At 69.2% G+C, this 21,011-nt stretch carries 22 protein-coding genes; 12 read left to right on the top strand and 10 right to left on the bottom strand.

Annotated elements, in window-relative coordinates:
- Nucleotides 1-16 precede the first annotated feature (16 nt).
- From eno to INQ48_20905, 3 genes are read right to left on the bottom strand one after another with little or no spacing between them, the layout of a single operon-like run.
- Nucleotides 17-1,300, bottom strand: a complete 1,284-nt coding sequence (gene eno / locus INQ48_20915) for a phosphopyruvate hydratase (GenBank protein ID QRF55833.1) — start codon at nt 1,298-1,300, stop codon at nt 17-19.
- 28 nt (nt 1,301-1,328) lie between these two features.
- A complete protein-coding gene (locus INQ48_20910; GenBank protein ID QRF55832.1) occupies nt 1,329-1,619 on the bottom strand; it encodes a DUF1330 domain-containing protein in 291 nt (96 codons plus the stop codon).
- Entirely contained in the window at nt 1,616-3,298 is a 1,683-nt protein-coding gene (locus INQ48_20905) for a CTP synthase (GenBank protein QRF55831.1), read from the bottom strand. Before INQ48_20905 ends, INQ48_20910 begins: the two co-directional genes overlap by 4 nt.
- Nucleotides 3,299-3,477: 179 nt before the next feature.
- On the opposite strand from INQ48_20905, the gene coaBC reads away from it, so the two are divergent.
- The 4 genes from coaBC to INQ48_20885 all read left to right on the top strand — a co-directional run bounded on the left by coaBC (nt 3,478) and on the right by INQ48_20885 (nt 6,313).
- Nucleotides 3,478-4,701 (top strand): bifunctional phosphopantothenoylcysteine decarboxylase/phosphopantothenate--cysteine ligase CoaBC, encoded by a 1,224-nt coding sequence (coaBC, locus tag INQ48_20900; protein ID QRF55830.1) that lies wholly within the window; start codon nt 3,478-3,480, stop codon nt 4,699-4,701.
- Nucleotides 4,701-5,165: a hypothetical protein gene (locus tag INQ48_20895; GenBank protein QRF55829.1), complete on the top strand. Its 465-nt coding sequence runs from the start codon at nt 4,701-4,703 to the stop codon at nt 5,163-5,165. The genes coaBC and INQ48_20895 overlap by 1 nt, the downstream gene beginning before the upstream one ends.
- Nucleotides 5,162-5,608: a dUTP diphosphatase gene (gene dut / locus INQ48_20890; protein ID QRF55828.1), complete on the top strand. Its 447-nt coding sequence runs from the start codon at nt 5,162-5,164 to the stop codon at nt 5,606-5,608. The genes INQ48_20895 and dut overlap by 4 nt, the downstream gene beginning before the upstream one ends.
- A 204-nt stretch (nt 5,609-5,812) precedes the next feature.
- Complete coding sequence (locus INQ48_20885) at nt 5,813-6,313, top strand: glycine zipper 2TM domain-containing protein (protein ID QRF55827.1); 501 nt, start codon at nt 5,813-5,815, stop codon at nt 6,311-6,313.
- A gap of 76 nt (nt 6,314-6,389) precedes the next feature.
- On the opposite strand, the gene INQ48_20880 is transcribed toward INQ48_20885, so the two are convergent.
- On the bottom strand, nt 6,390-6,914 hold the full coding sequence (locus INQ48_20880) for an FKBP-type peptidyl-prolyl cis-trans isomerase (GenBank protein QRF55826.1): 525 nt from the start codon (nt 6,912-6,914) through the stop codon (nt 6,390-6,392).
- A 14-nt stretch (nt 6,915-6,928) separates the two neighbouring features.
- Between INQ48_20880 and INQ48_20875 the strand changes: the two genes are divergently transcribed.
- From INQ48_20875 to INQ48_20865, 3 genes are all read left to right on the top strand, one after another.
- Nucleotides 6,929-8,071, top strand: coding sequence for a cupin domain-containing protein (locus INQ48_20875; protein ID QRF55825.1), 1,143 nt, complete (start codon nt 6,929-6,931; stop codon nt 8,069-8,071).
- Entirely contained in the window at nt 8,061-8,576 is a 516-nt protein-coding gene (locus INQ48_20870; protein QRF55824.1) for a hypothetical protein, read from the top strand. The genes INQ48_20875 and INQ48_20870 overlap by 11 nt, the downstream gene beginning before the upstream one ends.
- 100 nt (nt 8,577-8,676) lie before the next feature.
- On the top strand, nt 8,677-8,967 hold the full coding sequence (locus tag INQ48_20865) for a hypothetical protein (protein QRF55823.1): 291 nt from the start codon (nt 8,677-8,679) through the stop codon (nt 8,965-8,967).
- 96 nt (nt 8,968-9,063) lie between these two features.
- Here the strand turns inward: INQ48_20865 and INQ48_20860 are convergent, their stop codons facing one another.
- The 6 genes from INQ48_20860 to INQ48_20835 form a co-directional block, all read right to left on the bottom strand.
- Nucleotides 9,064-9,840 carry an MBL fold metallo-hydrolase gene (locus tag INQ48_20860; GenBank protein QRF55822.1) on the bottom strand — a complete coding sequence of 259 codons (777 nt, stop codon included), beginning with the start codon at nt 9,838-9,840 and terminating at the stop codon, nt 9,064-9,066.
- Between the two features lie 5 nt (nt 9,841-9,845).
- Nucleotides 9,846-10,928, bottom strand: a complete 1,083-nt coding sequence (gene bamC, locus INQ48_20855) for an outer membrane protein assembly factor BamC (GenBank protein ID QRF55821.1) — start codon at nt 10,926-10,928, stop codon at nt 9,846-9,848.
- Between the two features lie 157 nt (nt 10,929-11,085).
- A complete protein-coding gene (locus INQ48_20850) occupies nt 11,086-11,976 on the bottom strand; it encodes a 4-hydroxy-tetrahydrodipicolinate synthase (protein QRF55820.1) in 891 nt (296 codons plus the stop codon).
- A gap of 91 nt (nt 11,977-12,067) precedes the next feature.
- Nucleotides 12,068-12,649: a class I SAM-dependent methyltransferase gene (locus tag INQ48_20845; protein ID QRF55819.1), complete on the bottom strand. Its 582-nt coding sequence runs from the start codon at nt 12,647-12,649 to the stop codon at nt 12,068-12,070.
- Nucleotides 12,650-12,680: 31 nt separating this feature from the next.
- Entirely contained in the window at nt 12,681-12,821 is a 141-nt protein-coding gene (locus INQ48_20840) for a hypothetical protein (GenBank protein QRF55818.1), read from the bottom strand.
- A gap of 22 nt (nt 12,822-12,843) precedes the next feature.
- Nucleotides 12,844-14,073 carry an MFS transporter gene (locus tag INQ48_20835; GenBank protein QRF55817.1) on the bottom strand — a complete coding sequence of 410 codons (1,230 nt, stop codon included), beginning with the start codon at nt 14,071-14,073 and terminating at the stop codon, nt 12,844-12,846.
- 167 nt (nt 14,074-14,240) lie between these two features.
- On the opposite strand from INQ48_20835, the gene INQ48_20830 reads away from it, so the two are divergent.
- The 5 genes from INQ48_20830 (at nt 14,241) to INQ48_20810 (ending at nt 21,003) form a co-directional block, all read left to right on the top strand.
- Nucleotides 14,241-16,235 (top strand): type IIA DNA topoisomerase subunit B, encoded by a 1,995-nt coding sequence (locus tag INQ48_20830; protein QRF55816.1) that lies wholly within the window; start codon nt 14,241-14,243, stop codon nt 16,233-16,235.
- A gap of 11 nt (nt 16,236-16,246) precedes the next feature.
- Nucleotides 16,247-17,173, top strand: coding sequence for a lytic transglycosylase domain-containing protein (locus INQ48_20825; GenBank protein ID QRF55815.1), 927 nt, complete (start codon nt 16,247-16,249; stop codon nt 17,171-17,173).
- Nucleotides 17,174-17,237: 64 nt separating this feature from the next.
- Nucleotides 17,238-18,356, top strand: a complete 1,119-nt coding sequence (locus INQ48_20820; GenBank protein ID QRF55814.1) for a galactose oxidase — start codon at nt 17,238-17,240, stop codon at nt 18,354-18,356.
- 47 nt (nt 18,357-18,403) lie between these two features.
- Nucleotides 18,404-20,815: a DNA topoisomerase IV subunit A gene (parC, locus tag INQ48_20815; GenBank protein QRF55813.1), complete on the top strand. Its 2,412-nt coding sequence runs from the start codon at nt 18,404-18,406 to the stop codon at nt 20,813-20,815.
- A complete protein-coding gene (locus INQ48_20810) occupies nt 20,815-21,003 on the top strand; it encodes a hypothetical protein (GenBank protein ID QRF55812.1) in 189 nt (62 codons plus the stop codon). The genes parC and INQ48_20810 overlap by 1 nt, the downstream gene beginning before the upstream one ends.
- Nucleotides 21,004-21,011 lie beyond the last annotated feature (8 nt).

Raw genomic sequence — 21,011 nt, 5'->3', positions numbered from 1 at the left:
GGCCGGGGAGGGGGCATCACTTGAGGTTGTAGAACGCGCCGCGGCCCGGGTACACGGCGATGTCGCCGAGGTCTTCCTCGATGCGCAGCAGCTGGTTGTACTTGGCGATGCGGTCCGAGCGCGAGAGCGAGCCGGTCTTGATCTGGCCGGCGTTGGTGCCCACGGCGATGTCGGCGATGGTGCTGTCCTCGGTCTCGCCCGAGCGGTGCGAGATCACGGCGGTGTAGCCGGCGCGCTTGGCCATCTCGATCGCGGCGAAGGTCTCGGTCAGGGTGCCGATCTGGTTGATCTTGATCAGGATCGAGTTGGCGATGCCCTTCTCGATGCCTTCCTGCAGGATCTTGGTGTTGGTGACGAACAGGTCGTCGCCCACCAGCTGCACGCGCTTGCCCAGGCGTTCGGTCAGGTGCTTCCAGCCGTCCCAGTCGCCTTCGTGCATGCCGTCCTCGATGCTGATGATCGGGTACTTGTCGACCCAGGTCGCCAGCATGTCGGTCCAGTTCTCGGCCGACAGCGAGAGGTTCTCGCCCGACAGCACGTACTTGCCGTCCTTGTAGAACTCGCTGGCGGCGCAGTCCAGGCCCAGCGCGATCTGCTCGCCGGCCACGTAGCCGGCCTTGTCGATGGCTTCGAGGATCAGCTGGATCGCCGCTTCGTGGCTCTCGACGCTCGGCGCGAAACCGCCTTCGTCGCCCACGGCGGTGCTGATGCCGCGGTCGCCCAGGATCTTCTTGAGCGCATGGAACACCTCGGCGCCGTAGCGCACGGCTTCGCGGAAGCTCGGCGCGCCCACGGGGATGATCATGAACTCCTGCAGGTCCAGGCTGTTGTTGGCGTGCGCGCCGCCGTTGATGACGTTCATCATCGGCACCGGCATCTGCATGCCGCCCATGCCGCCGAAGTAGCGGTACAGCGGCAGGCCCGATTCTTCGGCGGCCGCGCGGGCCACGGCCATCGACACGGCCAGCGTGGCGTTGGCGCCCAGGCGGCCCTTGTTGTCGGTGCCGTCGAGGTCGATCATCGTGCGGTCGAGGAAGGCCTGTTCGCTGGCATCGAGGCCGAGCACGGCTTCGGAGATCTCGGTGTTGATGTTCTCCACGGCCTTGAGCACGCCCTTGCCGAGGTAGCGCTTCTTGTCGCCGTCGCGCAGCTCGATGGCTTCGCGCGAACCGGTGGATGCGCCCGAGGGCACGGCCGCGCGGCCCATGGTGCCCGATTCGAGCAGCACGTCGCACTCGACGGTGGGATTGCCGCGGCTGTCGAGGATCTCGCGGCCGACGATGTCAACGATTGCACTCATCTTCTTTTCTTTCTCCAGTAAAAACGGATCACAGACCTTCGACGACGATCATGCGCATGATCGCGGCACCCTGGCGCGCTGCGCGCGCCTTGCCGTATTCGGGCGAGCCGTCGAACTTCTTCGCGGCCTCGACGCTCGGGAACTTGAGGATCACGATGCGCTGCGGCGCCCAGTCGCCCTCGAGCACCTCGACCTTGCCGCCACGCACGCAGACCTCGGCGCCATGCGCCTGCATGGCGGCGGTCGACCACTTCTTGTACTCCTCGTACTGGGTCGGGTTCGTGACTTCGACGTTGGCGATGATGTAGGCGCTGGTCATGCCACCGCCTTCAGTGCCTTGCCCGCATTGCCGGCGCCCTGGCCCTTGTGGTCGAGCGCGGCCTTGATGAAGGCGTTGAACAGCGGATGGCCGCTCCACGGCGTGGACTTGAACTCGGGATGGAACTGCACGCCCATGAACCAGGGGTGCACGTCCTGCGGCAGCTCGACGATCTCGGTGAGCTGCTCGCGCTGCGTGAGCGCGGAGATCACGAGGCCGGCCTTGCGCAGCTGGTCGAGGTAGTTGACGTTGGCTTCGTAGCGGTGGCGATGGCGCTCGGTGACCACGTCGCCGTAGATGCTGTGGGCCAGGGTGCCGTCGGTCACGTCGGAGCTCTGCGCGCCCAGGCGCATGGTGCCGCCGAGGTCGGACTTCTCGTTGCGGACCTTGATCGTGCCGTCGGCGTCCTTCCACTCGGTGATCAGCGCGATCACGGGGCAGGAGGTCTCGGGGTCGAACTCGGTGCTGTTGGCGTCGGGCAGGCCGGCCACGTGGCGTGCGTACTCGATGGTGGCGACCTGCATGCCCAGGCAGATGCCGAGGTAGGGCACCTTGCCTTCGCGCGCGAAGCGGGCTGCGAGGATCTTGCCCTCGACGCCGCGCTGGCCGAAGCCGCCGGGCACGAGGATCGCGTCGTACTTGGCCAGGCGCGAGACGTCCTGCGCGGTGATGGTCTCGGAGTCGACGTAGTCGATCTTCACGCGCGCATGGTTCTTCATGCCGGCGTGGCGCAGCGCCTCGTTGAGCGACTTGTAGCTGTCCGACAGGTCGACGTACTTGCCGACCATGGCGATCGAGACCTCCTGCTGCGGATGCTCGACCTCGTAGACGAGCTCGTCCCAGCGCGAGAGCTTGGCCGGTGGCGTGTTGATGCGCAGCTTGTCGCAGATCAGGCCATCGAGGCCCTGCTCGTGCAGCATGCGCGGCACCTTGTAGATGGTGTCCACGTCCCACATCGAGATCACGCCCCATTCGGGCACGTTCGAGAACAGCGAGATCTTGGCGCGTTCGTCGTCGGGGATCGGGCGGTCGGCGCGGCACAGCAGGGCGTCGGCCTGGATGCCGATCTCGCGCAGCTTCTGCGCCGTGTGCTGCGTGGGCTTGGTCTTGAGTTCGCCGGCGGCGGCGATCCAGGGCACGTAGCTCAGGTGCACGAAGGCCGAGTTGTTCGGGCCCATGCGCAGGCTCATCTGGCGCACGGCCTCGAGGAAGGGCAGCGACTCGATGTCGCCCACGGTGCCGCCGATCTCGACGATGGCCACGTCGACCTCGTGCGCGGTGCCGATGCCGGCGCCGCGCTTGACGTATTCCTGGATCTCGTTGGTGATGTGCGGGATCACCTGCACCGTCTTGCCGAGGTAGTCGCCGCGGCGTTCCTTCTCGAGCACGGTCTTGTAGATCTGGCCGGTCGTGAAGTTGTTGGCCTTGCGCATGCGCGTCGTGATGAAGCGCTCGTAGTGGCCGAGGTCCAGGTCGGTTTCAGCACCATCGTCGGTGACGAACACCTCGCCGTGCTGGAACGGCGACATCGTGCCGGGGTCGACGTTGATGTAGGGATCGAGCTTGATGAGGGTGACTTTGAGGCCGCGGGATTCGAGGATCGCGGCCAGCGAGGCGGAGGCGATTCCCTTGCCGAGGGAAGACACCACACCACCTGTGACGAAGACAAATTTGGTCATGCCAGTTCCGGACGCGAGGACCGGGCAGTGGGAAATTGAGATTATAGGTGTGCCCCCGGCGACACCCGGCGCGGGTGGACACTGTTACCTCGCCCGGCGCGGGACATCGGGGCCGCCGCGAACGACCGTTCGCCCCAGGGCGCGGCGGGGATGCGCGGGTCATTACACTCCGCCCCACCATGCAAGACCTCGCCGGCAAACACATCGTTCTGGGACTCACGGGCGGCATCGCCTGCTACAAATCGGCCGAGCTGTGCCGGCTGTTCGTGAAGGCGGGGGCCACGGTCCAGGTCGTCATGACCGAATCGGCCGAGCAGTTCATGACGCCGGTCACGATGCAGGCGCTGTCGGGCCGCCCCGTCTACACCTCGCAGTGGGATGCGCGCGAGCCCAACAACATGCCGCACATCAACCTGAGCCGCGAGGCCGACGCGATCGTGCTCGCGCCCTGCAGTGCCGACTTCATCGCGCGCCTGGTGCAGGGCCGCTCCGACGAGCTGCTGAGCCTGCTGTGCCTGGCGCGCCCGCGCGACCGCGTGCCGCTGCTTCTGGCGCCCGCCATGAACCGCGAGATGTGGATGCATCCCGCGACCCAGCGCAACCTGGCGCAGGTGGCGGCCGACGGCGCCACCGTGCTCGGCGTGGGCAACGGCTGGCAGGCCTGCGGCGAGACCGGCGACGGTCGCATGCTCGAGCCGGCCCAGTTGCTGGAAGACATCACCGCCTTCTTCCATCCCAAGCTGCTCGCGGGCCAGCACCTGCTGGTGACGGCCGGGCCGACCTTCGAGGCGCTCGATCCGATCCGCGGCATCACCAACCACTCGTCGGGCAAGATGGGTTTCGCCATCGCCCGCGCCGCGCGTGAAGCCGGCGCCGAGGTCACGCTGGTGGCCGGGCCGGTGCACCTGCCGACGCCGCGCGGCGTCACCCGCATCGACGTGCGCTCGGCGCAGGAGATGCTCGCGGCAACCGTCGGCGCATCCTCGCGTGCTAGCGTTTTCGTAGCAACGGCGGCGGTCGCCGACTGGCGCCCCGCGACCCAGAGCGACCAGAAGATCAAGAAGGACGGCAGCGGCAAGACGCCGGTGCTCGAGTTCGTCGAGAACCCCGACATCCTGCTGACCGTGGCGCGCGGCGAGCGCGCGCAGGCGAAGAAGCTGTTCTGCGTGGGCTTCGCGGCCGAGAGCGAGAACCTCGTCGCGCATGCCAAGGCCAAGCGTGAGCGCAAGGGCATCCCTCTGCTGGTGGGCAATATCGGCCCGCTGACCTTCGGCCAGGACGACAATGCGCTGCTGCTCGTGGACGCCGATGGCGTGCGCGAACTGCCTCGCGCGCCCAAGCTCACGCTGGCGCGCGAGCTCATGACGGAGATCGCGGCGCGGCTGCCCGACTGGAGGGTCTGATGAAGGCTGAATGGAACACCCCGCCCAATGGCGACTTCGTGCGCTATGTCGAGGGGCTGACGGCCCAGGCCGCGCGCAACCTCGGGCGTGGCCAGGCGGACGTGACCGGCGAACACGGCCTCGACGTCGGCATGACGCAGACCGCGGGACCGGGCGCGGTGGTGCCGCCGGCGCAGGCCCGCGCGCGTGCCGCGGCCACGAAGGCCGCCAGGTCCGAGTCCGCGCAGGGCGGGCCCTTCGGTGCGCTCACCAAACCCATCCTCGGCGTGGCCGGCGTGGCCTTCGTGATCCTGTGGTCGATCGGCGTGCCGATCTACGTGCTGGTGGTGCTGGCCGGCCTGGCGTTCTGGTTCGCCGGCAAGCTCAAGACGCTGGCCTTCCCGGGCGCGGCCAAGTGGCAGCAGGTGCTCGAGGAGGCGAACCGCCGCGGGACCGAATCTCAACAAGGAAAAGCAAGCAAGTGAAAGTCGACGTCCGCATCCTCGATCCCCGCATGGTGGAACAGTTGCCCACCTATGCCACGCCCGGCAGCGCGGGGCTCGATCTCAGGGCCTGCATCGATGCGCCCGTCACGCTGGAGCCCAATGCCTGGCAGCTGGTGGGCACCGGCATCGCGATCCACCTCGGCGACCCGGCCTATGCGGCGATGATCCTGCCGCGCTCGGGCCTGGGCCACAAGCACGGCATCGTGCTGGGCAACCTGGTCGGTCTGATCGACAGCGATTACCAGGGCGAGCTCAAGATCAGCGCCTGGAACCGCAGCGACACGCCCTTCGTGCTGCAGCCGATGGAGCGGCTCGCGCAGCTGGTCATCGTGCCGGTGGTGCAGGCGAAGTTCCATGTCGTCACCGAGTTCGCGCCCACGCAGCGCGGCGAGGGCGGCTACGGTTCCACCGGCAAGCACTGACCGGCAGCTGACTGCAGCGATGCGCAACCGCGCGCAACGGCGCGTATCGCGGCGGTAAAGAAAGGAACCTCGGAAGCGGGGCGGGGCTCACAGGTTTCAGCTTGTGTCCTTGCGTCATCGCCGTGGCCACTGCGGCGTTGAACACACAGGCGGGTGCGCCGCTCCATCGCATGGCGCACCGTTCTTTCCGAGGAGCCTTTCAACATGAAGATCTCAATGCGCTTCGTTTCCGTCACCGCATCCGTGCTGGCCCTGGCCACGCTCACCGCCTGCGTGGCACCCGCACCGGTCTACCAGACCTCCCGCTATCCCTACCAGCCGCCGCCGCAGGCCGTGCCCTACCGCGAGGCCGCCTACGTCGAGTACGGCCACGTGGCGAACATCGAGGTGCTGCGCAGCGAGACCGCCGGCACTGGCACCACCGGTGGCGGTGCCGTGGCCGGCGGCGTCATCGGCGGCGTGGTGGGCAACCAGTTCGGCCGTGGCAACGGCCGCGCGGCGGCCACCGCGCTCGGCGTGATCGGCGGTGCGCTGCTGGGCAACACCATCGAGGCGCAGCAGAACGGTCCGCGCGCCTACGAGAGCTATCGCATCTCGGTGCAGACCGACCGCGGCGGCTACCGTGCCTTCGACGTGCAGCACCCGGGCGACCTGCGCATCGGCGACCGCGTGCGCATCGACAACGGCCAGCTCTCGCGCATGTAGTCCTGCGATCGCCGGATCGCATCGGTCGAAAAAAAGCCGGGCTCTGCCCGGCTTTGTCGTTGATGCGGTCGAGGGATCAGTGCAGCGTGCCGTTGCCCGGCGAGACCGGCTGCACCTTGAAGAAGGCCGTGCCCGCGGTGCCGCGGCCGATCTCTTCCTCGGTGGCTTCGCGCACCGAACGCACGAGGATGTCGAGCCGGATCGCGATGCCCGCCAGCGGATGGTTGCCGTCGAGCACGAGGTGCTCGGGGTAGATCTCGGACACCGTGTACATCGCATCCTTCGGGATGTTCTCGCTCACGCCCGCGGGCAGCGCGCTGCCCTCGAAGCTCATGCCTTCCTCGGTGCCTTCGGGGAAGAGGGCGCGCGGCTCGAGGAAGAGCAGCTGGTCGTTGAAGTCGCCGAAGCCTTGTTCGGGCTCGACCTGCAGCTGGACGCGGTCGCCGGGCTCATGGCCCTGCAGGGCCGCCTCGATCACGTCGAACAGATCGTCGCCGCCGATCAGGAATTCGACCGGTTCGTCGAGCACGTCCAGCACATCGCCGAGCGTGTCTTTCAGGGTCCAGGTCAGGCCGACCACGCATTGTTCAGAGATTTCCATTGCAGAATTCTCCCATGGAGATCACAACACCGCTGCCCCTGCTGGGCGGCCTGAGCGCCGCGCAGTTCATGCGGCGGCACTGGCAGAAGAAACCGCTGCTGGTGCGACAGGCGGTGCCCGACATGGTGCCACCCATCGACCGTTCCGCGCTGTTCGCGCTGGCCGAACGCGAGGAGGTCGAATCCCGGCTGATCCGCCACGGCAAGGCCGGCTGGAGCCTAAAGCACGGCCCGCTGCCGCGCCGCTCGCTGCCCTCGCTGAAGCAGGCCGCCTGGACCCTGCTGGTGCAGGGCGTGGACCTGCACCACGAGGGCATCCATGCGCTGTTGCGGCAGTTCAGCTTCCTGCCCGACGCGCGGCTCGACGACCTGATGATCAGCTACGCGAGCGACGGCGGCGGCGTGGGCGCGCATTTCGACAGCTACGACGTGTTCCTGCTGCAGGCGCAGGGCCGGCGCCGCTGGTCCATCGGCAAGCAGGGCGACCTGCGGCTGCAGCCCGACGTTCCGCTCAAGATCCTCGAGCGCTTCGAGCCCGAGCAGAGCTTCGTGCTCGAGCCCGGCGACATGCTCTACCTGCCGCCGCGCTATGCGCACGATGGCGTGGCGGTCGGCGGCGACTGCATGACCTTCTCGATCGGGCTGCGTTCGCCGTCCGCGGGCGAGCTCGGCGCCGATCTGCTCGCGCGCATCGCGCAGGCCCATGCCGACGAACTCGAGGACGCGGGCCCGTCGGCCGCCGTGCGCTATCGCGATCCCGCGCAGCCCGCGGTCGAGGCGCCCGGCGCCATGCCCGCCGCGCTGCAGGCCTTCGCGCGCAAGGCCGTCGAGATGGCCTTGCGCGATCCCGATGCGATCGACCGCGCGCTCGGCGAGTCGCTGACCGAGCCCAAGGCCAGCACCTGGTTCGACGATGGCGGCGAGGCGCCCGACGAGCTGCATGCGGTGCGGCTGGACCGTCGCACGCGCATGCTCTACGACGCGCGCCATCTCTACATCAACGGCGAGAGCTTTCGCGCGGGCGGTGCCGATGCCACGCTGATGCGGCGCCTCGCCGACCGGCGCGCGCTCGGGCCGCGCGAACTCGCGAAGGCCAGCGACGATGCACTGTCGCTGCTGGCCGAATGGTGCGAGGCGGGCTGGCTGCATGCCGAGTGACACCGCGTTGCCGTCGCCGCTGCCCGAGGGCCGCTTCGATGGCCGCGAGGCATTCGACCAACTGCTGCGCACCGCGCTCGCGTCGGCCGCGCGGCAGGGCTGGAAGGAACTGATCTTCAGCGACCCCGACTTCGCCGACTGGCCGCTGGGCGAGCGCGCGAGCATCGAGGCGCTGCAGGCCTGGTCGGCCAGCGGCCGCAGGCTGGTGCTGCTGGCCGAGCGCTTCGACGGCATGGAGCGCCGGCATGCGCGCTTCGTCGGCTGGCGCCGCACCTGGGACCACATCGTCGAGTGCCGCGCGCTGCGCGTGCCGCATGCGCAGGCCGGCAGCGGCGTGCCGAGCGCGTGGTGGACGCCCTCGTGGTTCATTCATCGCATCGACGTCGAGCATGGCCGCGGTCTCAGCAGCGCCGATGCACGCGCGCGCAGCGCACTGCGCGAGTCGATCGAGGAATGCTGGCGCCAGGCCCGGCCCGCCTTTCCCGCGAGCACGCTGGGCTTGTAAGCCAATGCCGCGAATCCCGCGGCCAGACATAAGAGCGACGGCATGCGGGTCTAGAATTTTTTTCGTCCCTCAAGACCTTCATTGCCAAAGGAGCCTTTTCATGAAGAAGACAACGTCCGTCCTGCTCGCCTCGCTGCTCGCCGCTTCCGCCCTGGTGGCTTGCGGCAAGAAGGAGGATGCGGCGCCCGCCGTGACCACGCCGCCGCCCGCGCCCGTGACCGAGCCCGCGCCGGCCCCCGCACCCGCACCCGCACCCGCACCCGCACCCGCACCTGCCGCATCGGCTCCGTCGGCGGGCGCATCGGCACCCTCGGCGGCCGCGTCGTCGGCACTCGATGCGGCCAATGCCGCGACCGAAGCCGCGAAGAAGGGCGAAGCGCCGAGCAAGTAAGCCGTCGCCGCACACGAAGCAAAGCCGCCTCCAGGGCGGCTTTCTTCATGGGGCTTTCAATCGCCTTTCGATCGGCTACCGATCGAACGCGTGTGTTCACACGTCGAGCCAGGGCGAGCCTTCGGCCGCGCTCGCGGTGAGCATCTCGGCCTCGTCGCCGCCGAGTGCCTGTGCCATCAGCTGACGCACGATCTCGGGCCGGTTGTTCTGTTCGCTCAGGTGCGCCGCGACCACGTGGCGCAGCCCGTCGTGCAGCAGCGCGCGCGCGATGTCCGCGGCGGCCTGGTTCGAGAGGTGGCCGTAGTTGCCGCCCACGCGCATCTTCAGGAACGGCGGATAGGCCGAGTTGGCCAGCAGCTCGCTGTCGTGGTTGAACTCCAGCAGCAGCGAATGCGCGCCGCCCAATCGCGCAAGCACGTGGGTGGTGGCATGGCCGAGGTCGGTCAGCACGCCGAGCGTGCGATTGCCGTCGGTGCAGCGCAGCTGCAGCGGCTCGCGCGCATCGTGCGGCACGGTGAAGGGATGCACCGAGAGATCGCCGACCGCGAAGTCCTCGTCGTCGCGCGCGAGGCGCAGCTGCCCTTCGAAGTCGCGCCCGCCCGTGGCGAGCCAGGTGCCTTCGCTCATCCAGACGGGAATGCGGTTGCGCCGCGAGAGGGTGTGGGCGCAGCCGATGTGATCGCCGTGTTCGTGCGTGACGAAGATGGCATCGATGTCGCTCGCGGCGAGCCCGGCGCGGGCCAGCCGCTGATCGAGCTGGCGGATGCCGAAGCCGCAGTCGATCAGGAGCCGGGAAGTGCGGCCGCCGCTGGTCGCCTCGACCAGCGCGGCATTGCCCGTGCTGCCGCTGCCGAGGCTTCGGAAGCGGAGCATGGGACTTACCTCAGGTCGTCGGCGATGACCTTGACGATGCGCTCGGCGTTGACCGAGGTCTCGGGCGCGCCGGCTTCGTTCTGCACCGACACCGTGCTGCTCTCGCCCTGGCTCTTGATCAGGATGCGGAACTTGAGCGGCGACTCGGTCTTGCTCGAGCTGAACAGCTTGCCGAAGAAGCCGGGCTCCTTCTTGTCGGGGTTCGGCGGCACGTAGCGCACGAAGTAGACGCCGGCGCTGCGGTCGCGGTCTTCCACCGTGAAGCCGGTGCGGTCGAGCGCGAGGCCGACGCGGCGCCATGCGCGGTCGAAGCCGTCGTTGAGCTGCACGATCGGCTGGCCGCCGACGTTGGACACGCGGGCGGTCTGCACCGGTGCCGCGGCGGCGGTGGCCGCGACCTGCTTGGCCTGCTCCTGCGAGACGCCGAGCTTGACCATCAGGCGGCGCAGGAATTCGGCTTCGAGTTCGGGGTCGGACGGACGCGGCTGCCAGACGGTCTGGTCCTGGCGCGTGGTCGTGTAGACCTCCTGCATGCCACGGTGGCTGATGTAGATCTCGGTGCCGGTCGGCGTGCGTTCCATGCGGGTGCGGAAGCGGTCGAGTTCGCCGGTGGAGTAGACCGAGTCGACCAGCTTGCCCAGCGTGCCGCGGATGATGTCCTGCGGCAGCTTGGCGCGGTTCTCGGCCCAGTCGGTTTCCATGATGCCGAGGTTGCGCTGCTCGGTGGTCAGCAGGAAGCCGCTTTCCTGCCAGAAGTCCTTGACCGGATCCCAGAGCTGGTCGGGCGAGCGGTTGACGACCAGCCAGCGCTGCGAGCCGGTGCGCTCCATGCGCACGTCGCCGAGGTTGGAGACGGCGGTGGGCACGCCCGGCGCGTTGGCGACGCCGGTCTGGTAGGAGTTGGCGGTGACGGCACCGCCGGGGATGGCGTAGCGGTTGTCACGCGCGAGCTGGGACAGGTCGGGCGGCACTTCGAGCGTCGGGGCCTTGCCGGCGCTCTTGTAGTCGATCTTGTCGCTCTCGAGAACGGAGCAGGCGGCGAGGCTGGCGACGAGGGCCAGGAGTGCGAATCGCGAGAGGTACTTCAACGTCGTCTTCCTTGTTGGAATGGTTCGGTCAATCGATGGGCCGCTGTGCCCGCCCGTTCTGAGCTCGGTTCAGGCAAAAGGTTGCTTAACCTCGGACGCGGCAGGGTAAAAGAAGATCGTGGAGGGATTGTGGAGGGGGAGGGCGCGTCGGCGCGCATCAGTCCTTGAGCAGCCCGGTCGCGCGTAGCGCGGCCTCGACCGCCGGACGGCTGGCCTCGGAGAGCTCGGTCAGCGGCAGCCGCAGCGCACCGCCGCAGAGGCCGAGGCGGGACATGGCCCACTTGAGCGGAATCGGATTGGGTTCGACGAAGAGGTTGCGGTGCAGCGGCATCAGCTCGAACTGGATCTGCATCGCGCGCTTCACGTCGCCCGCGAGCGCGGCCACGCACAGCTCGTGCATCTTGCGCGGCGCCACGTTGGCCGTGACGCTGATGTTGCCCTTGCCGCCGCACAGCATGAGCGCCACGGCGGTCGGGTCGTCGCCCGAGTAGACGGCGAAGCGCTCGGGCAGGTCGCGGATCAGCCACTGCGCGCGCTCGATGTTGCCGGTGGCTTCCTTGATGCCGATGATGCCGGGCACCTGGGCCAGGCGCAGCACGGTGTCGTGCGCCATATCGGCGACCGTGCGGCCGGGCACGTTGTACAGCACGGTGGGCAGGTCGCCCACGGCTTCGGCGATGGCCTTGAAGTGCTGGTACTGGCCCTCTTGCGTGGGCTTGTTGTAGTAGGGGACGACCTGGAGCTGGGAATTGGCACCCACGCCCTTGGCGAACTTGGCGAGCTCGATCGCTTCCTTGGTCGAGTTGGCGCCGCAGCCGGCCATGACGGGCACGCGGCCCCGGGCCTGCTCGACCGACACGCGGATGATTTCGCAGTGTTCTTCCACGTCGACCGTGGGCGATTCGCCGGTGGTGCCGACGACGCCGAGGCAGTCGGTGCCTTCGTCGATGTGCCAGTCGATCAGCCGGCGCAGCGCGGGATAGTCAACGCTGCCGTCGTCGTGCATCGGCGTGGCCAGCGCGACGATGCTGCCTGTGAGTTGCTCCAAGGGGGAATCTCTTTGTCGTGGACGAAAGCACGCATTCTAATAGCGCACCCCCCGCCCGCCACCCGGGCGGCCCCGGGTCCCGAGGGGGTGGTCAGGCGGCCTTCAGCGGATGGCGCGCCGGCGGCTCCTCCGCGGCGGCGGGCGCCCGGACCGCCGCGATGCGCTGCACGAAGCGCGCCGGCTCGCTCAGGAAACCGTCCTCGTAGGCCACCACGCGCAGCCCCTCGCAAGCGGCCAGCAGCTCGCCCGGGCGCAGCAGGAAGTCGGGCCGCGAAGGCTTGCCCACGCTCTCGTTGCCCGCGGCGAAGGTCTCGTAGAGCAGCACGCCGCCGGGCGCCACGGCCGCGACGATGTCGGCCAGCCGCGCCCGCCACAGGTAGTTGGTGACGACCACCGCGCCGAAGCCCTGGCCGGCGAAGGGCCAGGGGCCGTCCTCGATGTCGGCGGTGACGACCGTGCCGAAGGCGGCCGCGGCCGCCGTGGCCTCGGGCGAGCGGTCGACGCCGGTGGCCGGGTGCCCGCGCTGCGCGAACCAGTGCATGTGGCGGCCGGCGCCGCAGGCCACGTCGAGCACGCTGGCGCCCGGCGCCAGCAGGTGGCTCCAGCGCACGATCCATTCCGAGGGCGCCGACAGCCCGTGGAGCGAAGAAGGGGGATTGGTTACATCTTTCATGGCGCCTTGCGCCCGCGGGGCTCGCGAACGGTCAGAAGCACGACCAGATCTGGTCGACCAGCATCACCGCGAATTCGGGGTGGGTGTAGAGGCTGAACACGCCCGCCAGCGCCAGCGCCGCGGCGGCGAACCAGCCGGTGCGAGCGAGCCGTTGGCGCGAGAGGGGTGTCATGGCCGCCATTGTGATCGCGGCATCAGCCCGCGTGCGCGGCCGGCCGGCCCACGGGGCGCGCGATCGCGCTCTCGCGCACCGGCAGGTTGACCAGCGCCGCGAACACGCCGAGCGCGATCGCCAGATACCAGACCACGTCGTAGCTGCCCGTGGTGTCGTAGAGGTAGCCGCCGAGCCAGACGCCGAGGAAGGAGCCGACCTGGTGGCTCAGGAACACGAAGCCGCTGAGCATCGAGAGGTGGGCCACGCCGAAGATGCCCGCCACGATCGCGTTGGTGGCCGGCACGGTCGAGAGCCAGAGGAAGCCCATCGCGGCCGAGAACAGGTAGACGCTCAGCGGCGAGGTCGGCACCACGAGGAACAGCGCGATGGACACCGCCCGCGCGAAGTAGATCGCGGCCAGGATCTTGCGCTTGGCGAGCTTCTGGCCCAGCAGCCCCACGGTGTAGGTGCCGAACACGTTGAACAGGCCGATCAGCGCCAGCGCGTAGCCGGCCACGTCGGCCGGCAGGCTCTTGTCGCGCAGGTAGGTCGGCATGTGGATGCCGATGAAGGCGAGCTGGAAGCCGCAGACGAAGTAGCCGGCCATCAGCAGGCCGAAGCTCGGGTAGCGGAAGGCCTCGCCCACGGCCTGCAGCACCGACTGCTCGCGCTGCGCGGCCGCCGCCTCGCGCCGCGGCTCGCGCAGGCCGAAGGCCAGCGGCACGATCACCAGCACCAGCACCGCGACCACCGCCAGCGCGGTCTGCCAGCCGAACTGGCCGATCAGCCGGCCCTCGACCGGCGCCATCAGGAACTGGCCGAAGGAGCCGGCCGCCGCCGCCACCCCCATGGCCCACGAGCGCCGCTCGGCCGGGATCTGCCGCCCGATCACGCCGTAGATCACCGCGTAGGTGGTGCCGGCCTGGGCCGCGCCGATCAGCAGGCCCGCGCTCAAGGTGAACAGCAGCGGCGTCGGCGAATGCGCCATGCCCAGCAGGCCCAGCGCATAGAACACCGCCCCGCCGATCAGCACCCGGAACGCCCCGAAACGGTCGGCCAGCATGCCCGCGAACACCCCGAAGATGCCCCACGAGAGGTTCTGTATCGCCAGCGCGAACGAGAAAGTCTGCCGGCTCCAGTCCTGCGCCTGCGTGATCGGCTGCAGCCAGAGCCCGAAGCCATGGCGGATGCCCATCGAGAGCGTGACGATCATGGCGCCGCAGAACAGCACCTGCCTGATCGAGAGGGTGGGAGTGGGAGACGGTTGCATGCGGCGACTGTAGCCAAGAGCCGGCTGCGGCATGCGCGCCGCCGGCGACAGCCATTGATGATTTATCGGCGGCCGATCGATGCGTGAATCGCATCAAAATCGCGCCGGGCCGCGCACCTGTATGCGCATCCAGTTCTTTTCCCGGCGACTGACTACAATCCGCCCCCATGGCGACTCCCCCCAAGACTCCAACCAGTTCCTCCGACGCCTCCGGCTACTCCGAAGGCTCGATCCGCGTGCTCAAGGGCCTCGAGCCCGTCAAGCAGCGCCCGGGCATGTACACCCGCACGGACAACCCGCTGCACATCATCCAGGAAGTGATCGACAACGCGGCCGACGAAGCGCTCGCGGGCCACGGCAAGAAGATCAGGGTCACGCTGCATGCCGACGGCTCGGTCGCCATCGAGGACGACGGCCGCGGCATCCCGTTCGGCCTGCATCCCGAGGAGAAGGCGCCCGTGGTCGAGCTGGTCTACACCCGGCTGCACGCGGGCGGCAAGTTCGACAAGGGCTCGGGCGGCGCCTACAGCTTCTCGGGCGGCCTGCACGGCGTGGGCGTGTCGGTGACCAATGCGCTGTCGAAGCGGCTCGAGGTGACGACGCACCGCGAAGGCTCGGTGGCGAAGCTGGCCTTCAGCGGCGGCGACGTGATCGAGCAGCTCGAGGTGCGCAAGCTCGAGGCCGGCGAGCGCAAGCAGGGCACCACGGTGCGCGCCTGGCCCGACGCCAAGTACTTCGAGTCCTCGGCGCTGCCGATGGGCGAGCTCACCCACCTGCTGCGCAGCAAGGCGGTGCTGATGCCCGGCGTGAGCGTCACGCTGGTCAACGAGAAGACCAAGGAAACGCAGCAGTGGCTCTACAAGGGCGGTCTCAGCGACTACCTGATGCAGACGCTCAACGGCGATCCGGTCATCCCGCTGTTCGAGGGCAGCGGCCATGCCGACAAGAACGCCGACAACTTCGCCGAGGGCGAGGGCGCCGACTGGTGCGTGGCCTTCACGGAAGACGGCCAGCCGGTGCGCGAGAGCTACGTCAACCTGATCCCCACCAGCGCCGGCGGCACGCACGAGAGCGGCCTGCGCGACGGCCTGTTCACGGCGGTCAAGGGCTTCATCGAGCTGCATTCGCTGCTGCCCAAGGGCGTGAAGCTGCTGCCCGAGGACGTGTTCGCGCGCGCTTCCTACGTGCTCAGCGCCAAGGTGCTCGACCCGCAGTTCCAGGGCCAGATCAAGGAACGCCTGAACTCGCGCGACGCGGTGCGGCTGGTGTCGAGCTTCGTGCGCCCGGCGCTCGAGCTGTGGCTCAACCAGCACGTCGACTACGGCCGCAAGCTCGCCGAACTGGCGATCAAGGCCGCCCAGACACGCCAGCGCGCGGGCCAGAAGGTCGAGAAGCGCAAGGGTTCGGGCGTGGCCGTGCTGCCCGGCAAGCTGACCGACTGCGAGAGCAAGGACATCGGCCACAACGAAGTCTTCCTGGTCGAGGGCGACTCGGCCGGCGGCAGCGCCAAGATGGGCCGCGACAAGGAAAGCCAGGCCATCCTGCCGCTGCGCGGCAAGGTGCTCAACACCTGGGAGGTCGAGCGCGACCGGCTGTTCGCCAACACCGAAATCCACGACATCTCGGTGGCGGTGGGCGTCGATCCGCACGGCCCCGACGACACGCCCGACCTCAGCGGGCTGCGCTACGGCAAGATCTGCATCCTTTCCGATGCCGACGTGGACGGCTCGCACATCCAGGTGCTGCTGCTCACGCTGTTCTTCCGGCACTTCCCCAAATTGATCGAAACCGGCCACGTGTATGTCGCGAAGCCGCCATTGTTCCGGGTCGACGCGCCCGCGCGCGGCAAGAAGCCGGCCTCCAAGGTCTATGCGCTCGACGAGGGCGAACTGACCGCCACGCTCGACAAGCTGCGCAAGGACGGCGTGCGCGAAGGCGCCTGGAGCATCAGCCGTTTCAAGGGCCTGGGCGAAATGAGCGCGGAACAATTGTGGGAAACCACGCTCAATCCGGACACCCGGCGCCTGATGCAGGTCCAATTGGGCCGTTTCGACTTCAGCGCCACCCAGGGCGAGATCACCAAGCTCATGGGCAAGGGCGAAGCCGCGGCGCGGCGCGAACTGATGGAACTGCGCGCCGACGACGTCGACATCGATGTTTGATTCCACCCCGCATGTCCCTCCTCAAGCCTTCGCTGCTCCTGGCCTTCCTGCTGCTCGCGCTGCAGGGGCCGGCGCGCGCCGCTGACGTCTACGGCTACATCGACGCCAACGGCGTGGCGCACTTCGCGGCCGAGAAGGTCGACGAGCGCTACCAGGTGTTCTTCCGCGACGGCCAGAGCTTCGACACCACGCAGGGCATCTCGCCGCTCGGCCGCCTGGGCCGCGGCAACCGCAAGCTCGACGGCAAGTTCGATGGCAAGGTGTCGCCGGCCTCGCAGACGCTGCTGGCCATGTTCGAGGCCTCGCCGAGCTACAAGATCGCCAAGAGCGCGCTGCGCGATGCCTCGAACAAGCATGCGATCGACTACGAGCTGCTGCAGGCGCTGATCGCCACCGAGTCGGGTTTCGACGCGCAGGCCGTCTCGCCCAAGGGCGCGCGCGGGCTGATGCAGCTGATGCCCGGCACCGCGCAGCGCTACGGCGTGGCGGGCGACCAGCGCGCGAGCCTCGAGAAGAAGCTGTTCGACCCGCGCATCAACATCGCCGCCGGCTCGCACTACCTGCGCGACCTGATCGCGATGTTCCCGGGCCAGATCGAGCTGGCGCTGGCGGCCTACAACGCGGGCGAGGGCGCGGTGCAGCGCGCGGGCAACAAGATCCCGAACTACAAGGAAACGCAGAACTACGTGCAGACGGTGCTGCAGCTCTACGCCTACCTCAAGCCCTCGGTGGCCCGGGGTGGCGGCCTGCGCGGCGGCAAGACGCCGGGGCGCATCCGCATGGAGATGACGGTGCCCGCCGGCGGCGCGATCGGCCGCGGCAACATGCCCCCGGATTCGTCGCGCAGCCTGCCGGCGATGCCGGCCGTGCCCGAGTCGGCCGCGCCGCCCGCCGCCGATGCCGGCGCCGGCGATCCCCCCGCTTCGCCGCTGTCGTGAGCGCAGCGTCCCGCGAGCGAGCGCCTTCGCCCGCCCCGACCATCCCAAGAACGAGGAGACCGCGATGCAACGCCGAGATTTCGTCCTGGCCGGCGCCGCCGCGCTGAGCGGTGCCGCGCGCGCCCAGCATCCGGCCTCGCACGCCGCGCCGCAGCCCGTGCCGTCCTCGGCCGAGCCCTATGCGCGGCTGCAGGGCGGCGTGCCGCACCACATGACGCCCGAGCAGGAGTCGCAGCGCGTCACCGACAGCCCCGCGCCGCGCGGCCCGCAGGGGCGCTGGACGGCGCGCGCGGCGCTGCCGCTTCCGCGCAGCGAGATGGCCTGGGCCACGGCCGCGCAGGGCCGCATGCACGTGGTCGGCGGCTACGGCGAGGGCGCGGTCAACCGCGACTACCACCACATCTACGACCCGCAGGCCGATCGCTGGCTCGACGGCGCATCGCTGCCGCGCGGCGCCAACCACGTGGCCGTGGCGGCCGACGGCGGCCGGGTCTACGCGCTCGGCGGCTTCGTCGAGCAGAACCGGCGCTCCGACACGAATGCCTACGTCTACGAGATCGCGGCCAACCGCTGGACCGCCATCGCGCCGCTGCCGCGTCCGCGCGGCGCGGCTGCCGCCGTCGTGCTCGACGGGCAGTTGCACCTGATCGGCGGCGCCTCCGAGCCCGCGGCCGAACGCGCCAGCGTGGGCTGGCACGAGGTCTACGACCCGAAGGCCGACCGCTGGAGCGCGCGCAAGCCGCTGCCCGGCGCGCGCGACCACGTGGGCTGCGTGGCGCATGGCGGCCTGATCCACGTGGTCGGCGGGCGCTTCAACACCTTCGAATACAACACCGACCTGCACCACGTCTACCTTCCCGCGCGCGACACCTGGGAGCCGCGTTCGCCGCTGCCCACCGCGCGCTCGGGCCATGGCCTGGTGGTCTATCGCGACCGCTTCTTCGCCATGGGCGGCGAGGGCGGTTTCCTCGTCGGCGGCGTGCCGCGCCAGGCCAAGGTCTTCGGCCAGATGGAAAGCTACGATCCGGTGGCCGACAGCTGGCAGCGCCATGCGCCCATGACCACGCCGCGCCATGCGGTCGGCGCCGCCGTCATCGGCGACTGGATCTACGTGGCTGGCGGCGGCGCCGTGCTCGGCGGCTCGGTGCAGTCCGCGGTGCACGAGGCCTTCACGCTGGGCTGAACGCCTTCGCCGCCACTCCTTTTTTTCGTTTTCTCACCCGCTCTTTCATGGACTCCCAACCCCCGCTCGATCTCCTGCCTCCCGGCGACGACAACAACGACGGCGGCGACGGCACCTCGCTCACGCTCGCCGACTATGCCCAGACCGCCTACCTCGAATACGCGCTGAGCGTGGTCAAGGGCCGCGCGCTGCCCGACGTGTCGGACGGCCAGAAGCCGGTGCAGCGGCGCATCCTCTATTCGATGTCGCGCATGGGCCTGGGCTTCGGCGGCACCAACGGCACCGTGGGCGCCAAGCCCGTGAAGAGCGCGCGCGTGGTCGGCGACGTGCTCGGCCGCTTCCATCCGCACAGCGACCAGGCCGCCTACGACGCGCTGGTGCGCATGGCGCAGGACTTCTCGCAGCGCTATCCGCTGGTCGACGGCCAGGGCAACTTCGGCAGCCGCGACGGCGACGGTGCCGCGGCCATGCGCTACACCGAGGCCCGCCTCGCGCGCATCACCAGCCTGCTGCTCGACGAGATCGACGAAGGCACGGTCGACTTCATCCCCAACTACGACGGCAGCACCGAGGAGCCGCGCCTCTTGCCCGCGCGGCTGCCGTTCACGCTGCTCAACGGCGCCAGCGGCATCGCGGTCGGCCTGGCCACCGAGATCCCGAGCCACAACCTGCGCGAGATCGCCGATGCCTGCGTGGCGCTGATCAAGTCGAACGGCAAGCTCAGCGAGGAAGAGCTGTTCGCCATCGTGCCCGGCCCCGACTATCCGGGCGGCGCGCAGATCATCAGCAGCGCGGGCGACATCGCCGATGCCTACCGCAGCGGCCGCGGCTCGCTCAAGGTGCGCGCGCGCTGGAAGATCGAGGACCTCGCGCGCGGCCAGTGGCAGCTCGTGGTCAACGAGCTGCCGCCGGGCGTGAGCACGCAGAAGGTGCTCGAGGAGATCGAGGAGATCACCAACCCCAAGGTCAAGGCCGGCAAGAAGGCGCTGAGCACCGAGCAGACCCAGGTCAAGGCCGCGATGCTCTCGGTGCTCGACGTGGTGCGGGACGAGTCGAGCAAGGACGCCGCCGTGCGCCTGGTGTTCGAGCCCAAGACCTCGCGCATCAGCCAGGAGGAATTCATCACCACCTTGCTGGCGCAGACCTCGCTCGAGACCTCGTCGTCGATCAACCTCACGATGGTGGGCATCGACGGCAAGCCGACGCAGAAGTCGCTGCGCCAGATGCTCGAGGAATGGATCGAGTTCCGCGCCGCCACGGTCGAGAAGCGCTCGAAGCACCGCCTGGGCAAGGTGCAGGACCGCATCCACATCCTCGAGGGCCGGCAGCTGGTGCTGCTCAACATCGACGAGGTGATCGCGATCATCCGCGCCGCCGAGGATCCGAAGGCCGCGCTGATCGCGCGCTTCAACCTCAGCGATCGCCAGGCCGAGGACATCCTCGAGATCCGGCTGCGCCAGCTCGCGCGGCTCGAAGCCATCAAGATCGAGCAGGAGCTCTCCAACCTGCGCGAGGAGCAGAAGAAGCTCGAGGAGATCCTCGGCAGCCCGGCCGCGCTGCGCCGCCTGCTGATCAAGGAGATCGAGGCCGACGCCAAGACCTTCGAGGACCCGCGCCGCACGCTGATCCAGACCGAGAAGCGCGCCGTGGCCGAGGTCAAGGTGGTCGACGAGCCGGTCACCGTGATCGTCTCGCAGAAGGGCTGGGTGCGCGCGCAGAAGGGCTGGGCCAGCGAGAAGGCCGCGGGCAACGGCGCCGCGGCGCCCGAGTACAGCTTCAAGTCGGGCGACTCGCTCTACGGCGCCTTCGAATGCCGCAGCGTCGACACGCTGCTGGTGTTCGGCAGCGCCAAGGACAAGAGCGTGCGCGTCTACACCGTGCCCGTGGCCTCGCTGCCGGGCGCGCGCGGCGACGGCCAGCCGGTCACCACGCTGATCGAGCTCGATGCGGGCACGCATGTCACGCACTACTTCGCGGGCCCGGTCGGCGCCAGCCTGCTGCTGGCCAATTCGGGCGGCTACGGCTTCATCGCCACGGTCGAGAACATGATGTCGCGCCAGCGCGGCGGCAAGGCCTTCATCGACGTGGGCGAGGGCGAGCAGCTGTGCCGGCCCTCGCTGGTGGGCGGTGCCGGCGGCGCCGAGCCGATGCCCGCGGCCACGCACGTGGCCTGCGCCTCCACGGGCGGGCGCATCCTGACCTTCGAGATCGCCGAGCTCAAGAGCCTGCCCAAGGGCGGCCGCGGCCTCACGCTGATCGATCTCGAGCCCAAGGACACCCTCGCGGGTGCCGCGGCCTACACGCGCAGCGTGAGGATCGAGGGCATCGGCCGCGGCGGCAAGGAGCGCGACGAGACGCTCGAGATCCGCACCCTCAACAACGCGCGCGGCGCCCGTGCGCGCAAGGGCAAGGCGGCCGACCTGGGCTTCAAGCCGGCCAGCATCGTGCGGGTGCTCTGATGGGCGGCCTCGACATCAGCACCATCGGCTTCGTCATCGCGATCGTGACCGGCATCGGGAGCTTTCTCGTAGGCCGTCACTTCCGCGGCAAGCGCGCCGAGAAGAAGCGCGCGAAGGACCGCGTGGCGGCGCAGGCGCTCGAGACGCGCCAGCAGCGCCGCGCGCGCGAGCGGCGCGAGCGCGGCTAGCAACTCTC

Source organism: Variovorax paradoxus (assembly GCA_016806145.1).
Taxonomy (GTDB): domain Bacteria; phylum Pseudomonadota; class Gammaproteobacteria; order Burkholderiales; family Burkholderiaceae_C; genus Variovorax.
Note: the sequence above shows the minus strand (reverse complement) of the source record. Positions and strands in the feature narration are given on the sequence as shown.

Coding starts and splice junctions, on each gene's coding strand:
- eno (QRF55833.1), bottom strand. CDS start 1,300: ATGAGTGCAATCGTTGACATCGTCGGCCGCGAGATCCTCGACAGCCGC.
- INQ48_20910 (QRF55832.1), bottom strand. CDS start 1,619: ATGACCAGCGCCTACATCATCGCCAACGTCGAAGTCACGAACCCGACC.
- INQ48_20905 (QRF55831.1), bottom strand. CDS start 3,298: ATGACCAAATTTGTCTTCGTCACAGGTGGTGTGGTGTCTTCCCTCGGC.
- coaBC (QRF55830.1), top strand. CDS start 3,478: ATGCAAGACCTCGCCGGCAAACACATCGTTCTGGGACTCACGGGCGGC.
- INQ48_20895 (QRF55829.1), top strand. CDS start 4,701: ATGAAGGCTGAATGGAACACCCCGCCCAATGGCGACTTCGTGCGCTAT.
- INQ48_20885 (QRF55827.1), top strand. CDS start 5,813: ATGAAGATCTCAATGCGCTTCGTTTCCGTCACCGCATCCGTGCTGGCC.
- INQ48_20880 (QRF55826.1), bottom strand. CDS start 6,914: ATGGAAATCTCTGAACAATGCGTGGTCGGCCTGACCTGGACCCTGAAA.
- INQ48_20875 (QRF55825.1), top strand. CDS start 6,929: ATGGAGATCACAACACCGCTGCCCCTGCTGGGCGGCCTGAGCGCCGCG.
- INQ48_20870 (QRF55824.1), top strand. CDS start 8,061: ATGCCGAGTGACACCGCGTTGCCGTCGCCGCTGCCCGAGGGCCGCTTC.
- INQ48_20865 (QRF55823.1), top strand. CDS start 8,677: ATGAAGAAGACAACGTCCGTCCTGCTCGCCTCGCTGCTCGCCGCTTCC.
- INQ48_20860 (QRF55822.1), bottom strand. CDS start 9,840: ATGCTCCGCTTCCGAAGCCTCGGCAGCGGCAGCACGGGCAATGCCGCG.
- INQ48_20845 (QRF55819.1), bottom strand. CDS start 12,649: ATGAAAGATGTAACCAATCCCCCTTCTTCGCTCCACGGGCTGTCGGCG.
- INQ48_20840 (QRF55818.1), bottom strand. CDS start 12,821: ATGACACCCCTCTCGCGCCAACGGCTCGCTCGCACCGGCTGGTTCGCC.
- INQ48_20835 (QRF55817.1), bottom strand. CDS start 14,073: ATGCAACCGTCTCCCACTCCCACCCTCTCGATCAGGCAGGTGCTGTTC.
- INQ48_20830 (QRF55816.1), top strand. CDS start 14,241: ATGGCGACTCCCCCCAAGACTCCAACCAGTTCCTCCGACGCCTCCGGC.
- INQ48_20825 (QRF55815.1), top strand. CDS start 16,247: ATGTCCCTCCTCAAGCCTTCGCTGCTCCTGGCCTTCCTGCTGCTCGCG.
- INQ48_20820 (QRF55814.1), top strand. CDS start 17,238: ATGCAACGCCGAGATTTCGTCCTGGCCGGCGCCGCCGCGCTGAGCGGT.
- parC (QRF55813.1), top strand. CDS start 18,404: ATGGACTCCCAACCCCCGCTCGATCTCCTGCCTCCCGGCGACGACAAC.
- INQ48_20810 (QRF55812.1), top strand. CDS start 20,815: ATGGGCGGCCTCGACATCAGCACCATCGGCTTCGTCATCGCGATCGTG.